Here is a 13,711-nt window from a genome sequence, read left to right as displayed (position 1 = left end):
TTCAGCCTAGCGGCTTCAAATCACCTGTAACAGCGATGCCCGCGCCATCCACCTGATAATTTTTATTGATGAAAATCAGCAGCGAGGTCATCGCCTCGGCTGCCGCTGAATTTACCAACGGGCCAGCGTGAATACCGCGCAGGCCAGCGGCATCGGCCAATGCCACAACTTCGGCCCGTGCCGCTTTTTCATCGCCAAACACCAATATATCGCAGGCAACATCCACATCCTGCGCCAGCTTATGTGCTGCGACATTGTGAAAGCCGGACACCAACCGCACATCATCACCCAATAGCCCGGCGGCCTTTGCCGCAGCGGATCCTTCGGCGGGCAACTGAACGCGCATCACCTTGGGGGGCACCAGCGGTACCGTCGTATCGACCACAATTTTTCCAGCCACATGCGGCTTAATTTCCGCAAGCGTGGCTTCCTGCGCGGAAAAAGGGACAGTGATGATTATAATATCCGCAACATCCGCTGCATCTGGATTCGCCATTCCGGTCAAACCATGACCGAGTTCAGCGGCTTTGGCCGATGCGCTTTCCGCTGTACGCGAGCCGATGATCACAGCGCGCCCTGCTCTTGCCAGGCGCCAGGCCAACGCGCTGCCCAGATTTCCAGTTCCGCCAATAATGGCAATTTTGCTGCTCATCTCAAGTCCTGACTTTATTCTACAGTGGCCATTTTCCTGATGGATTGGCCGTAAATGGTGCTGCGTTCGCGCAATGGACGACCAAGGCTGTCCGCCAGAACCTGCATTTGCGAAACATCAAAAATCTGCCCGTTCGCACCGCCTGCTGCTCGCGTGATTGACTCGTCCATTAAAGTACCGCCCAGATCATTCACGCCCGACTGCAGCATTGCCGCCGCTCCATCCGGGCCCAATTTCACCCAGCTTGCCTGAATGTTGGGTATCGCGCCGCCCAGTGCAATTCGCGACACCGCATGCATCAACACCGCTTCGCGCCATGTTGGGCCGGAACGGGTTTCACCGCGCCGCCAATTTGGTGCTTCCATATGCACGAAGGGGAGCGGCACAAATTCGGTAAAACCGCCAGTTTCCTGCTGCAGCTTGCGCAATTGCTCCAAATGTACAGCCCAATGCGCGTAGCCCTCGACATGGCCGAACATGATAGTCGCGGTTGTTTTCAGTCCGACATTATGTGCCGCCCGCATCACCGCCAGCCATTCGTTGGTATTCACCTTGTCCGCACATATGATATCTCGAATATCGTCGGACAATATTTCCGCTGCGGTTCCCGGCAATGTCGCAAGCCCCGCCGCCTTCAAATCGGCGAGATAATCTTCATAAGAAAGCCCCAATGTCGTTGCACCATGATGCACTTCCAAAGGCGAAAAGGCATGGACATGCATTTGCGGAACGGCCGCCTTAACCGCCCGCACAATGCCGCGATATGTGTTGCCGTCATAGCTGGGATGAATGCCGCCCTGCAGACACACTTCAGTGGCCCCGCGCTCCCATGCTTCAACCGTTCGCCGCGCGATTTCGTCATGGTCGATATTATAGGCTGGGCCGCGCTCGCTTTTCGTGCTGCCCTTTGAAAAGGCGCAAAAGCCGCAGCGATAAAGGCAGATATTGGTGTAATTTATGTTGCGATTAACAACATGGGTGATGACATCGCCCACCCTGTCCTGCCGCAATTCATCGGCAAAGGCGCGAATATGATCAAAATCGCTACCCTCTGCTGTAAACAACCGCGTTATCTGCTTTTTGTTTAATTCCTCCCCATGTTCGACCAGTCCTAGCGAAACAGCAATTTGCGGATCGCGGCCTGTTACGATTGATGGCATAAATTCAGGCGCTTTGTCTCCGGAACCGGCATGCCAATTTTGCTCGCGAACCAAACCGCGTGCGTCCACAGCGCGGCGGATGGGAGTTTGCAGTGCTGGATCGGTCCAGCGCGAAACATCGCGGGCATAGGCCGGACCTATGGCAAGGCGCTGGCGCAAATGGCGGCCGGCGGCCTCGGTTTCGGTTTCCAACTTTTCCAAATGCGGCCAAGGCGCTTCGGGATTTACGTGGTCGGGTGTAACGGGCGAAACGCCGCCCCAATCATTCACGCCTGCTTTGGCAAGCTGCGCCAGAGAACCGTCGCGCAAATTGGGCGGGGCCTGAATGGTCATATCCGGACCGAGAATTAACCGCGCAGCAGCAATCGCCCATAAATGTTCTTCTAAGGGCAAATCAGGCTTGCCTCGCATTTGCGTGTCGGGTTTGGCACGGAAATTCTGGATGATGACTTCTTGAATATGTCCATATCGCGCGTGCAAATCACGGATTGCCAGCAGAGCATCTATACGCTCGAGCCTATTTTCGCCAATGCCGATGAGCAGCCCGGTCGTAAACGGAACCTGCGCCTCACCCGCCAGCCGGATGGATCCCAATCGGACGGCGGGAACTTTGTCAGGCGATCCATAATGCGCCATGCCCTTTTCGCCCAACCGATTCGAGCTGCTTTCCAGCATCAGCCCCATAGAGGCCGACAAGGGACGTAATGTTTCAAAATTCTGCGCATTCATGATGCCGGGATTGAGATGTGGCAACAGGCTAGTTTCGGAAAGAACCAGTTTCGCGGCAGCGGCCAGATAGTCGAGCGTGCTTCCGTAGCCGTTATCACCGAGCCATTGGCGCGCTGCACTATACCGCCGCTCAGGCTGATCACCCAGGGTGAACAGTGCTTCTTTGCATCCTGCCGCTTCGCCAGCGCGGGCGACCTCCAATATTTCATCCAGTGTCATATAGGGTGCATGCAGTTCGGACGGCCGGTGCGCGAAGGTGCAGTAATGGCAGACATCGCGGCATAGTTTTGTCAGCGGAATGAAAACCTTGCGCGAATATGTGATGACATTGCCATGCCCTGCCACTGTCATCGCTTCCGCGCGGGAGAACAGTTCCGGCTGCGAAATCGATTCCAGTTGATCCAACCAGTCACGAGCTTCTTGTGTATTCAATGCTGAGGTCATGCCAGCCTACAGAGCCTCTCTGGCTGCGGCGAGGCCGCTTATCGTCGGCAAGGGGGCGCCATGTCCCAGAAGTGCGGCAATCAAAGTAGAGACACCCATCGCCTCCGGCTTGCGCACGACATCGCTCATATGCGGTTCCGGCCCCGCGATGGCGTCAAAATCCTGCAAAAAGCCGGTCAAGCCCCGCTCATTCATCAGCTTTGCAGTCTTGTCGCCGACAACGTCATGTTCGGTGGGAGCAAAGTGGGTCTGGAACGCCTCAATCGATGGCCTTATGTTTGACGGCAGCGCCACCAGAATACAATAAGCAAATATTTTTTGCCGCATCACGAAACCCCGTTTTTTTTTGCGATCTAGCCGCAACGATCACTCAAAATCAGATATTGGTGCGATCACCACCCTTAAGCTGCAATATCTCCCGTGCTTCGTCTGGCGTTGCCACCGAAAGCCCCATATTTTCAATGATCTTGCGAGCCATCTGAACTTGCTCGGCATTGGTTTCGGCAAGTCTGCCGCGTCCCGCCCATAGCGAATCTTCCAGACCGACGCGGACATTACCACCCATCGATGCTGCCATCGCAACGACGCCCATTTGCCGTGCTCCGGCACCCAGTACTGACCATTCATATTGATCCCCAAATAGCCGATCGGCGGTCCGTTTCATGTGCATCACATCATCGGGGTGGCTACCGATACCGCCCAAAATACCAAAGCAGGTTTGCACAAATAGTGGTGCCTTGACCAATCCTCGATCCAGAAAATGGGCCAGATTGTAGAGATGGCTGGTATCATAGCATTCAAATTCAAAACGCGTGCCTAGGGGCGTCAGTAGCTCTAACAGCCCTTCAATATCCTTATAGGTATTCTTAAATACCAAATCGCGTGAAGCTTCCAGAGTTGCTGGTTCCCACTCGTGTTTCCAGTCCTTGTAGCGATCAAGCATCGGAAACAGTCCAAATCCCATAGTTCCCATATTAAGCGAGGCTACTTCGGGTTCAAAAGTCGTCGCTGGCCGGAGTCGCTCCTCTAATGCCATTGATGGATGACCACCGGTTGTCAGGTTTATGACGGCATTGCTTCGCTGCTTTATCACTTTCAAAAAAGGTTCGAATAAGTCCGGGTTTTGATCTGGTCGCCCGTTTTCCGGGTCGCGAGCATGCAAATGGATGATCGCCGCCCCCGCCTCGGCTGCGCCAACTGCTGCATCAGCAATTTCTTCCGCCGTGATAGGAAGGTGCGGCGACATTGTTGGGGTATGGATTGCACCGGTTACTGCGCAGCTTATTATGACCTTGCCTTTTGCCACTTTTGTCTCCTGTCTTTTTGCCTGGGTGGCAGCATTAAGAAACGACTAGCGGCGTTCAATCTTCCCTTCGATAGGTCGTATCGGGATATCTACTGCAAAATTCCCAGTTGCTGGGCCCGAATCACAGCTTGCGGCCGACGGCGCACACCCAGCTTGTCGTATATTTGCTGCATGTACCATTTTACTGTTCCTTCGGTGAGACCGAGGCGATCACCGATTTCCCGGTTACGCAATCCGCCGCGAACCATCGTCAGGATCTCCACTTCCCGCGAGGACAGACCGCTTCCCAGCCCATATTCATCCTCATCATCCCCTTTAATTTCTGGGGCCCCTCGCAAGATAGAAACAAGCTTTGCAGCAAATTTATCAACGGGTGTATCCGGGACTGGACCATCTGCGTAGGATTCTACCAGTAGCGATGAAATGGCTTCGCCTTCATCGACAAAAGGGCGAATCCAGCCTCCAGGTTCTGCTAGTTCTACCGCTGATCTGACTGCCCTCCGGGCTTCCGATCGGTTGCCTGCAAGTACGGCGATCTCTGCCAGCAAGAGTTCAAAAGTTACCGCGGAACGAACGGCACCGCGCCTGCGCACAAATTCCAGCCAGCGCTTCGCAATTTTGCGCGAGCGAACCAGCCGAAAGCGGTGCATTTCCAATCGCAACCAGGCAATTGCCATCCACTCATTCAGCCGAGTTGGATTTAGTGTAGGGACAGGATCACTTTCAAAACTCAGATCGCTGGATTGGAACAGCTTTTCAGCCTGTTCGAGTTTCCCTGACTTAACAAGCATGCGCACCTGTTCGGACAAGATCAAAGCGCGCAGCCGATCAAGTCCGCATTCTATCGCAACCAATTGCGCTTCTTCCAACCCGGATAACGCGCTAGCCAAGTCGCCATCGGCAGCGGCAAGCCGCGCACGCACCAAAAACCCGGATGCCAATTGATCGACAAATCCCCATTGGCGTATGGACGGCAGGTGACTTTCGACTAACTTGGCGGCTTCTTCCAATTCTCCGCACTCATAGTTAAGTTCAGCAAGCGGAAGAGCAGGAAGCGCAGCAAGGCCCGAAATTTCGCTATCCATTTGTGTGGCCAGACTATGTGCCTCAGTCAGAAACTGACGGGCCATCTCAGTCTTGCCTTGTGCAACAAGCGTTGGTGCAACCGATGACTTAAGCGCAATAGACGCCAGATCCGAGCCTGGGCGACCCAAAGCTTTGCGAAGCTCGGCTTCTAGTCGCAACATGTCGTGGAAATGATATAATTCGCGCCGCGCGGATAGTAGTTGGGCAATGAGAGTGCAGCTTAAATAGGGGTGATCATCTCCGAGATCCTCGAGCAGTAACTCCGATTCTCGCTCGACAAATTCCATATTGTCTCTCGCGGCCTCGAGCATGATCTTGCGATGCCGGACCCGGAAGTTCATCTGATTGGATTCATAATCATCTAACAAGCCATTTTTACACGCCCGTTCCAGCGCCGCTTCGGCTGCAACGATCAATCGTTCCGACGATTTGAATGCCAATCTGCGGCTACTGCGCCAGGACATGGCAAGCAATAATGACGGACGGTTTTTGATTAAGTCCCATGGTAGATCACTCGCCAAATCATCAACCTTGTACAACAACCCACCATAGATCATTGGTTCTGCCAGCCGATCCAGCTGGTCTGCGAGAAACTCCTTGTCACCGCTGTTTACGGCAAAATCCAGCGCTTGCTGGAAATCTTCTGTTTCTGAGAAATACAAACTCGCTCTGCGATGCAATTCTGCAGCCCGTTCAGGAGCCTGCATCATCAAGCGCCCAAATACCATATCCCTGAATAAAGAATAGTAGCTGTATCGTCCGAGTTCTCGATCGACTTCATTCAGGAACAAGCCGCGCGTAAAAGCCTCTTCAAGCATTAAGCGCGCATCTTCAGATTTCACAACCGCTGCGCAAATAGATGGCGTCAATTCACCGAGAATGGATGTATCGACGATGAAGTTTCGAACATCCTGGGGCAGACCATCAATCACTTCTTCATGAAAATAACTGGCATATTCGGTCCTAAGGCCAGTTGTTCCACCCTCTGGGGGATGTCCCTCGGCGCGGTCGCGTCGCCAAGCCCGTACGGCAAGGATGAGTCCCGTTACCCACCCCTGAGTATCCACTACAATCTTCTGAACTTCATCATCGGGTATGATCTCATCGCTTTCCTGTTGAATGAGCTGAACCGCCTCGTTGCGATCAAAATAAAGATGCCTTGCGCGAATTTCCTCAAGATAACCAAGCGCTCGCAGCCGGGCCACGTTGATGCCGTTTTCCCCTCGGGTTGCGACAATGGTGGTCAACGAGTCACGGGCACTCGCAATCAATTGGTCAATATAGTCGTAAACTTCCTGCGAAAGCAGTTGAGCATCGTCGATAAAAAGCGCTGGACGAGGGCCGCTTCCATCCGCCAGATTTGCAAGCCAACCTCGAGGGCTGGTATCGTCATTTACGCCTTCATATATCAAACCAGCGGCAACGCTCGCTGATTTCAATGCATCAAGAAATGTCTCTAGCGAATCAATACCTGCGCGGGCAGCAATCCAAATAACTGGACGATCAGTTTCACGGAATATTTCAGCCCAGCGTAGCATCGCAGTTGTTTTACCGAAACCGGCAGGACTATTGACCGTTACAACGCGCGCCGCGGCGACACGGTCTGCCAATTTCTCGATTCCAGCCCGCTTCACATAATGATGTGCCGCACGTGGCGGCATGATCGTGGTCGTCACCACACCCATGTCAAATACCCTCTTCCATAAAGTCTTGGCGAATCAGACCATCGCTCTCTTGATCGGTTGAAATAGTATCTGACAGAAAAATGCCCGGCACAAGCATCAATTCCTATCGGCAGATAGGTGGTGCAAACCTATCTACCGGTCAACACATATAAACTCTGCTTGATTTGGCATCAGCATGGCAAATTAACAAAAGGAGCAAGAGAATGGACTTTGAACTGCCGGAGGAACATCGAGCATTTCGCGATACAGTTCATCGCTGGGTGGAAGCCGAATGCCCTAAAGACTGGGCCAGAGAACTTGAAGCCGATGAACATAATTATCCGCATGAGCTTTGGGCCAAATTTACCGAAGCCGGATTCCACGGCGTTGGTATTGCGGAAGAATTTGATGGCCAGGGCGGCAATGTTCTCATGCAGATGCTGCTTGCGCGCGAATTGGCGCGGTCCCTTGGCGGACTTGCGTGGATCTGGGGCATCACTTCTTTTGCTGGTTCAAAGTCAATTGGACTTTACGGTACTCCGGAGCAAAAGGCCAAATATCTCCCGGAGATCGCAGCTGGCCGCCTGAAGGCTGCTATTTCTTTCACCGAACCAGGTGGCGGGACGGATCTCTTAGGGGGCCTTTCTACAACAGCTGAAAAAGTTGAAGGTGGCTGGGTTCTCAATGGTGAAAAAATCTGGAGCTCATCGGCCCATGTGGCGGATTATCTTTTGTGCATCGCGAGGACCGACAAAAATGTCCAGAAAATGCATCAAGGCCTTACGCTATTCTGGGTTCCTGCAAATAGCAAAGGCGTAAAAATCACTCCTTTGGCCAAGCTTGGAATGCGATCTATGGGCAGCTGTACAGTTGTCTATGACAATGTATTTGTTGCCGACGACGACGTTCTCGCCGAACCAAATAATGCTTGGTACACATTGCTTCCGACACTCAACAACGAACGTATCATGGTTGGCGCTTTTTGCCTGGGCGTGATCGACGGAATACTGGAAGACGCGCTTGCCTATGTCATGCAGCGCAAGGCATTTGGAAAATATATTGGTCAGTTTCAGATATTGCAGCATTATATAGCCGAAATTGCGACGATGCAGCAATCGACGGAATTGTTGTTGCATTTTTGTGCCGACAAGCAGGCGCGCGGTGAAGAAGTCGGCAACCAGGCAAATATGCTTAAGCTGCTTGCATCTGAAAATGCCAACAGGGCAGCTGACATGGGCATCCAGATCCTTGGCGGCATGGGTTATTCCGCAGAGACCGACATGCAGCGATATTGGCGTGATAGCCGCTTGTGGCGGATTGGGCCTGTTACCAACGAAATGGTCAAAAATGGTATTGCCGAATCGCTCGGTCTGCCGCGCTCCTTTTGAAACTTTGGAAAGAACTGAAATATGAAAGCACTCCTGCAAGAAACAACTGATGGGCCCGAAGCGGTGTGTGTCAGCGAAGTAGATACACCAACACCGAAATCCGGAGAAGTCCGCGTTGCCATCAAGGCTGCTTCGATGAACCACCGCGAGATGTGGATATCACGCGGTCTCTATCCAGGTATGAATCTCCCGACCACAATGGGCTGTGACGGCGCTGGCGTAGTTGATATGCTTGGCGATGGAGTGTCTGACGTGACAGTCGGGGACGAAGTTGTGATTTATCCTGGAATGGATTGGGGCTCCAATCGCCATGCTCCAACGCCTGAATTTGGCCTTTTGGGTATGCCTCACGCCGGCACGATTGCCGAATACATCTGCGTGCCGACTGAAAATCTCGCGCCAAAACCCGAATTCATGAGCTGGGAAGAGGCTGCTGCGACGGTACTCACAGGTCTTACGGCCTGGCGAGCATTAATGTTCAAAGGACAATTGCAACCCAGTGATACACTCTTGATCAGCGGCGTGGGAGGCGGCGTCGCAACATTTGGCCTGGCTTTCGCCGCAGCGCTCGGCGCAAGAGTCTATGTAACCGGCGAAAGTGACGAAGTGTTAGCCCGCGCGAAGGAAATGGGAGCATTGGACGGATTGTTATTCACCGATCCTGACTGGCGCAAACAGGTTGGCAAGATGACGGGCGGTATCGACGTTGTACTGGATGGAGCTCCCGCGCCCAGCTACGCTAATTATGTCCGCGCCATAAACCCAGGCGCCCGCATTGTTATCTATGGATCAACGGCCGGTGACAAATTTGAAATCACAGCCACCGGAATATTTCTGAAAAGCGCCAGCATTGTTGGCAGCCAGGTCGGCGATCCGCAGGATTTTCGTGACATGCTGGACTTTGTGAACAAGCACAAGATCAAGCCAGTCATCGAAAAATCCTTTCCACTTGATGCTGCAAAAGATGCCCTGCTTTATCTGGAGAATGAACATAGCTTCGGGAAAGTGGTCGTAACAGTATGAGTAGTCCGTTTGATTTAACCGGAAAAACGGCACTTGTGACCGGCGGCGCACAAGGCCTTGGTCGGATGATCGCAGAAGGTTTGGCCAATGCAGGCGCCCGTGTCGCAATAACTTCCCGTTCTAAAGAAAAATCTGCAGCTGCGGCTAAGGAAATTTCGGATTCTGAAATGTGCGTCGGGCTGGGTGCCGATCTATCGACACCCAAGGCTGCGGTCGATCTGGCAAATGAATTTCGTGAGGTCCTTGGCGACGAATTGCATGTCCTGGTCAACAACGCCGGTCAGTCGTGGGGCGCAGACGTCGATGACTTTCCCGATGAAGCGTGGGACGATGTGCTGGCGGTCAACCTGCAAATGCCGTTCACGCTGGTTCGGGAATTTCTACCGGAACTGGAGAAAGCAGGTCAGGAAGAAGATCCTGCAAGGATATTGAACATAGGTTCCATAGCCGGGGCAACTGCGCTCCGCTTGAGAGCTTATAGCTATTCAGCCAGTAAAGCGGCCATCCATCAGATCACGCGTGATCTGGCAGGAGATCTGGCGAAACGCAACATTACCGCAAATGCCATTTTGCCCGGTTTTTTCCCAACCGGAATGACCGCGCATTTGCGCGATGCTGAAGAGCAGGTGAACCCCAGACTGTTGGCAAAAATCCCTATGAAACGCATGGGCAAACCGGATGAAATAGCTGCATTGTCGGTATTTTTGTCCTGCAGGGCGAGCGCCTATATAACTGGGACGGCAATACCGATAGACGGAGGGATTGTCGGTTGTGGATAAATTTTTGTACATTCTCTAGTCCCACCTATCCAGCGAAAGGATGCAGATATAATTTCAGTTGCAACGCAATATAGTGGTGGCGGGGTGTCTATGGAGAATATCAAACGTGTCTGAAAGAAGCGAAAATCCCGCACGGATACGTACAAGCGTTAGTCCGTTGGGTGATATGCTACTAAATGCCTGGGATCGGTCTCCAGAGGCGGAAGCTTTGGTTTTTCCGGCGGAACGCAAAAGCTATAATGAAGTTGTCCAGTCCGTGTTGTATCGTGCGCGGGGGCTTATCGGCGTCGGCATTAAACCAGGTGATCATGTCGGAATATTGCTCCCGTCGGGGGTAGAATTTGTCGAAACGCTATTTGCTGTTGCGATGGTAGGGGGCGTGTCGGTGCTAATGAATGCCCGGTACCGCGCTCCGGAGATGGCCTATGTCACGGAAAATGCTGATCTGAGCGCCATAATCACCAATAGCGAGTCAGACGATTTCGTGAATTTCTCAGAGCGGTTGACCGAAGCTTTCCCGGCATTGGCCGATGTGGAGGAACCGGAGAAGCTATCGCTAGCGGAGGTTCCAAAGCTCAAACAATTGGTGCTGATGGGCGGTTCCCAAGCACCCGGTTTTATCGATCAGGATGCATTTGAAGCTGCGGCAAAAAATGTCAGCGAAGAGAGCGTGCACCTGGCACGGCTGGGTGTGCGGCTACGCGATACTTGCATGATCCTATACACCTCCGGTACGTCGGCCAATCCCAAGGGATGCCTGCTCAGCCATGAGGCGATCTGCCGAGAGTCTGGTAACCTTGCTCATAATCGCTGGGCGTTCCAGTCTGATGAACGCGTGTGGTCGCCAATGCCACTATTTCACATTGCTGCAATGCTCGCCATGCTCGGGGCAGTTGAGGTTGGCGGAACCTTTATCGGACAACCACATTTCGACGCCGGTGAAAGCTTGCGTCAAATCGAAGCAGAAAAAGCGACCATGTTGTTTTTGCCTTTTGTGACTTTTCATCAGGCTATGATCGCTCATCCTGACTGGGACAAGACCGACATGAGCACTGTCCGATTGATGAATAGCTGTTTTAGCCAGATGCCAAAGGAAGTTGGCGAAGCGTATCGCCATAAAATGCCAAATGCTCTGCAGGTGGGAACCTATGGGATGACGGAGGGGAGCGGAATTGTGACCACCGGCGGCTATGCGATGGATCCGGAAATGGGTTTTCAGGCGCTTGGCTATCCCATGGTGGGAGTGACGGTACGAATTACCGATCTTGAAACCGGGGAAGAAGTTCCGATCGGCGAACGCGGTGAAATTTGCATCAAAGGATATAGTCTGCTCGATGCCTATTACCGCGATCCGGATAAGACCGCACAGGCGCTTGACGCCGATGGCTGGTATCATAGCGGAGACATTGGTTCGATTGACGAACATGGTCATCTGCAGTTCCATGGGCGGTTCAAAGATATGTTAAAAGTGGGCGGGGAAAATGTTGCAGCAGCTGAAGTGGAGGCTGTGCTCGCAAAACACGATGCTGTTCAGCTGGCTCAGGTGGTCGGATTGCCCGACGCACGGCTGGCAGAGGTGCCTGCTGCATTCATCGAACGAAGCGGCAAATGCGAGACAAGTGAAGGAGAGTTAATCGCATTTGCAAAAGAGCAAATTGCCTCGTTCAAGGTTCCTCGACATATCCGCTTTGTGGACGAATGGCCTATGTCGGCTTCGAAAATACAGAAATTCAAACTTCGCGAACAACTCATGTCTGAACTTGATTTAGCAGAATAAGGGACAGGTCATGCGCGTCATCATAACAGGAGCAGCAAGCGGAATTGGACGCGCAGTGGCCGAACAATTGGCTTCGGGCGGCTTGGACGGTCCGCACCAAATGTTGCTAACGGACCGCGACGCTGACGGACTCGAAACTGTTGCGGATGGGATTGGCGCTGCGGCGGCGACCTGCGTAGCAGACCTTGCCGCCTCCGATTGCGGCGAGAAAATCGTAGCAGCAGCATCTGCGCATATGGATGGCATTGACGCAGTCGTCAGCAATGCTGGCATTATCGCAGGCGGTACGCTGGTTGATATGGCCGCTGATGATTTTGACCGCGTCTACAGCATCAACACCCGGGCCGCCTGGTCTTTGGCAAAAGCTGCTCATCCTCATCTTTCGCGAAGCAGGGGTGTCTTCGTCGCCACCGCATCCATGTCAGCGACGCAGCCCACACCGGGGTTAGGATTCTACTCCTCCAGCAAGGCCGCCTTGCTGATGCTCATTCGTCAATTGGCTCTGGAGTGGGGCGGGGATGGCATCAGATGCAACAGCGTTTCGCCCGGTCCTACATATACCCCGATGACCCAGGCCGGTTATGATGATGCCGAACGCAGGGCCCAGCGCGAATCGATGATCCCGCTCGGTAAACTTGGCATGGCTGAAGATGTCGCTAATGCCATTCTTTTTTTGATCGGCCCGCACGCAAGCCATATCACCGGAATCGATGTTTTGGTCGATGGCGGCATGAGCAACAATTTAATGCCAGCCACTGGCGGTGGAACCGGACAAAAACCAAGCAGTTAAAACCGAACAAAGGAAAAAAGAAATGCGCCTCGCACGAGTAACTAAAGATGGAAAAATGGGTCTGGCAGCCAAAAACGGAGATGCCATCACTGTCGCATATGGCGAAGATGTAGCCGATTTGGACACCCATATTTCCAAAGGAACATTGGCAGAAGCAGGAGCGGCGGCAACCGCGGGCGAAACAGTATCGCAAGGCGATCTTGTATTCTTGCCGCCGCTCGCGCGCGCCGGCAAAGTGATTTGCCTTGGCTTGAACTATGCCGATCATGCTGCCGAAGCTGATATGGAAGTTCCCGAATTTCCTACTATTTTTGCGCGTTTCGCGTCAAATTTGATCGGTCACGAAGCGCCAATTTTAAAGCCGGCATCTTCGGACCAACTGGATTTTGAGGGCGAGATGGTTGCAGTCATTGGTAAGCAGGCAAAAAATGTGAGCGAAGCTGACGCTCTTTCTCACGTGATGGGGTATTCGGTGTTTAATGACGGTTCGGTTCGGGACTATCAGCTGAAAACACCGCAATGGACTGCTGGCAAGAACTTTGACAATACCGGATCATTCGGTCCCTGGCTGGTTACAGACGATGAGCTGCCCGCTGGCGGAGAAGGGTTGAAAATTGAAACGCGGCTGAACGGCGAAGTCATGCAGTCAGCCGTAACCGATTTGATGATTTTCAATGTCCAGCAAACCGTGACCCTGCTGTCATCCTTTCTAACCCTTGAACCGGGCGATGTACTGGTCATGGGCACACCATCAGGTATTGGACTGACGCGCGATCCACCGGTGTTTATGAAACCGGGCGACGTGGTCGAAGTGGAAATCGAGAATATCGGGCTGCTGCGTAACCCGATAGAAGCAGAATGAACATCAGTTGCGTGTTGCGGATGAGACAAAGATAAAGGCGAGGAGACTGAT

Annotated in this window: 11 protein-coding genes; 6 read left to right on the top strand and 5 right to left on the bottom strand. The window is 53.0% G+C overall.

Annotated elements, in window-relative coordinates; genetic code table 11:
- Window position 1 precedes the first annotated feature (1 nt).
- The 5 genes from npdG to ACO6S1_RS11060 form a co-directional block, all read right to left on the bottom strand.
- Entirely contained in the window at window positions 2–652 is a 651-nt protein-coding gene (gene npdG, locus ACO6S1_RS11080) for an NADPH-dependent F420 reductase (protein WP_422342760.1), read from the bottom strand.
- Window positions 653–666: 14 nt separating this feature from the next.
- Window positions 667–2,985 (bottom strand): 5-amino-6-(D-ribitylamino)uracil--L-tyrosine 4-hydroxyphenyl transferase CofH, encoded by a 2,319-nt coding sequence (gene cofH / locus ACO6S1_RS11075; RefSeq protein ID WP_422342759.1) that lies wholly within the window; start codon window positions 2,983–2,985, stop codon window positions 667–669.
- A gap of 6 nt (window positions 2,986–2,991) precedes the next feature.
- The gene (locus ACO6S1_RS11070) at window positions 2,992–3,312 is read right to left on the bottom strand and encodes a hypothetical protein (protein ID WP_422342758.1); all 321 of its coding nucleotides are present in this window, start codon (window positions 3,310–3,312) and stop codon (window positions 2,992–2,994) included.
- A 49-nt stretch (window positions 3,313–3,361) separates the two neighbouring features.
- Window positions 3,362–4,291 (bottom strand): 3-keto-5-aminohexanoate cleavage protein, encoded by a 930-nt coding sequence (locus tag ACO6S1_RS11065; RefSeq protein WP_422342757.1) that lies wholly within the window; start codon window positions 4,289–4,291, stop codon window positions 3,362–3,364.
- Between the two features lie 89 nt (window positions 4,292–4,380).
- Window positions 4,381–7,062 carry a LuxR C-terminal-related transcriptional regulator gene (locus ACO6S1_RS11060; protein ID WP_422342756.1) on the bottom strand — a complete coding sequence of 894 codons (2,682 nt, stop codon included), beginning with the start codon at window positions 7,060–7,062 and terminating at the stop codon, window positions 4,381–4,383.
- A gap of 203 nt (window positions 7,063–7,265) precedes the next feature.
- On the opposite strand from ACO6S1_RS11060, the gene ACO6S1_RS11055 reads away from it, so the two are divergent.
- The 6 genes from ACO6S1_RS11055 (at window position 7,266) to ACO6S1_RS11030 (ending at window position 13,660) form a co-directional block, all read left to right on the top strand.
- On the top strand, window positions 7,266–8,429 hold the full coding sequence (locus ACO6S1_RS11055; RefSeq protein WP_422342755.1) for an acyl-CoA dehydrogenase family protein: 1,164 nt from the start codon (window positions 7,266–7,268) through the stop codon (window positions 8,427–8,429).
- A gap of 21 nt (window positions 8,430–8,450) precedes the next feature.
- Window positions 8,451–9,452: a zinc-binding dehydrogenase gene (locus tag ACO6S1_RS11050; protein ID WP_422342754.1), complete on the top strand. Its 1,002-nt coding sequence runs from the start codon at window positions 8,451–8,453 to the stop codon at window positions 9,450–9,452.
- Window positions 9,449–10,231: an SDR family oxidoreductase gene (locus tag ACO6S1_RS11045; RefSeq protein WP_422342753.1), complete on the top strand. Its 783-nt coding sequence runs from the start codon at window positions 9,449–9,451 to the stop codon at window positions 10,229–10,231. The genes ACO6S1_RS11050 and ACO6S1_RS11045 overlap by 4 nt, the downstream gene beginning before the upstream one ends.
- Window positions 10,232–10,337: 106 nt before the next feature.
- Window positions 10,338–12,008, top strand: coding sequence for a class I adenylate-forming enzyme family protein (locus ACO6S1_RS11040; RefSeq protein ID WP_422342752.1), 1,671 nt, complete (start codon window positions 10,338–10,340; stop codon window positions 12,006–12,008).
- 10 nt (window positions 12,009–12,018) lie between these two features.
- Window positions 12,019–12,798, top strand: a complete 780-nt coding sequence (locus tag ACO6S1_RS11035; protein ID WP_422342751.1) for an SDR family NAD(P)-dependent oxidoreductase — start codon at window positions 12,019–12,021, stop codon at window positions 12,796–12,798.
- A 22-nt stretch (window positions 12,799–12,820) separates the two neighbouring features.
- The gene (locus tag ACO6S1_RS11030) at window positions 12,821–13,660 is read left to right on the top strand and encodes a fumarylacetoacetate hydrolase family protein (RefSeq protein ID WP_422342750.1); all 840 of its coding nucleotides are present in this window, start codon (window positions 12,821–12,823) and stop codon (window positions 13,658–13,660) included.
- Window positions 13,661–13,711: the final 51 nt, after the last annotated feature.

It is taken from the genome of Parasphingorhabdus sp. (assembly GCF_965233695.1).
GTDB lineage: Bacteria > Pseudomonadota > Alphaproteobacteria > Sphingomonadales > Sphingomonadaceae > Parasphingorhabdus.
This window is presented reverse-complemented; position numbering and strand designations above follow the sequence as displayed.

Coding starts and splice junctions, on each gene's coding strand:
- cofH (WP_422342759.1), bottom strand. CDS start 2,985: ATGACCTCAGCATTGAATACACAAGAAGCTCGTGACTGGTTGGATCAA.
- ACO6S1_RS11045 (WP_422342753.1), top strand. CDS start 9,449: ATGAGTAGTCCGTTTGATTTAACCGGAAAAACGGCACTTGTGACCGGC.
- ACO6S1_RS11050 (WP_422342754.1), top strand. CDS start 8,451: ATGAAAGCACTCCTGCAAGAAACAACTGATGGGCCCGAAGCGGTGTGT.
- ACO6S1_RS11055 (WP_422342755.1), top strand. CDS start 7,266: ATGGACTTTGAACTGCCGGAGGAACATCGAGCATTTCGCGATACAGTT.
- ACO6S1_RS11035 (WP_422342751.1), top strand. CDS start 12,019: ATGCGCGTCATCATAACAGGAGCAGCAAGCGGAATTGGACGCGCAGTG.
- ACO6S1_RS11070 (WP_422342758.1), bottom strand. CDS start 3,312: ATGCGGCAAAAAATATTTGCTTATTGTATTCTGGTGGCGCTGCCGTCA.
- ACO6S1_RS11030 (WP_422342750.1), top strand. CDS start 12,821: ATGCGCCTCGCACGAGTAACTAAAGATGGAAAAATGGGTCTGGCAGCC.
- ACO6S1_RS11060 (WP_422342756.1), bottom strand. CDS start 7,062: ATGGGTGTGGTGACGACCACGATCATGCCGCCACGTGCGGCACATCAT.
- npdG (WP_422342760.1), bottom strand. CDS start 652: ATGAGCAGCAAAATTGCCATTATTGGCGGAACTGGAAATCTGGGCAGC.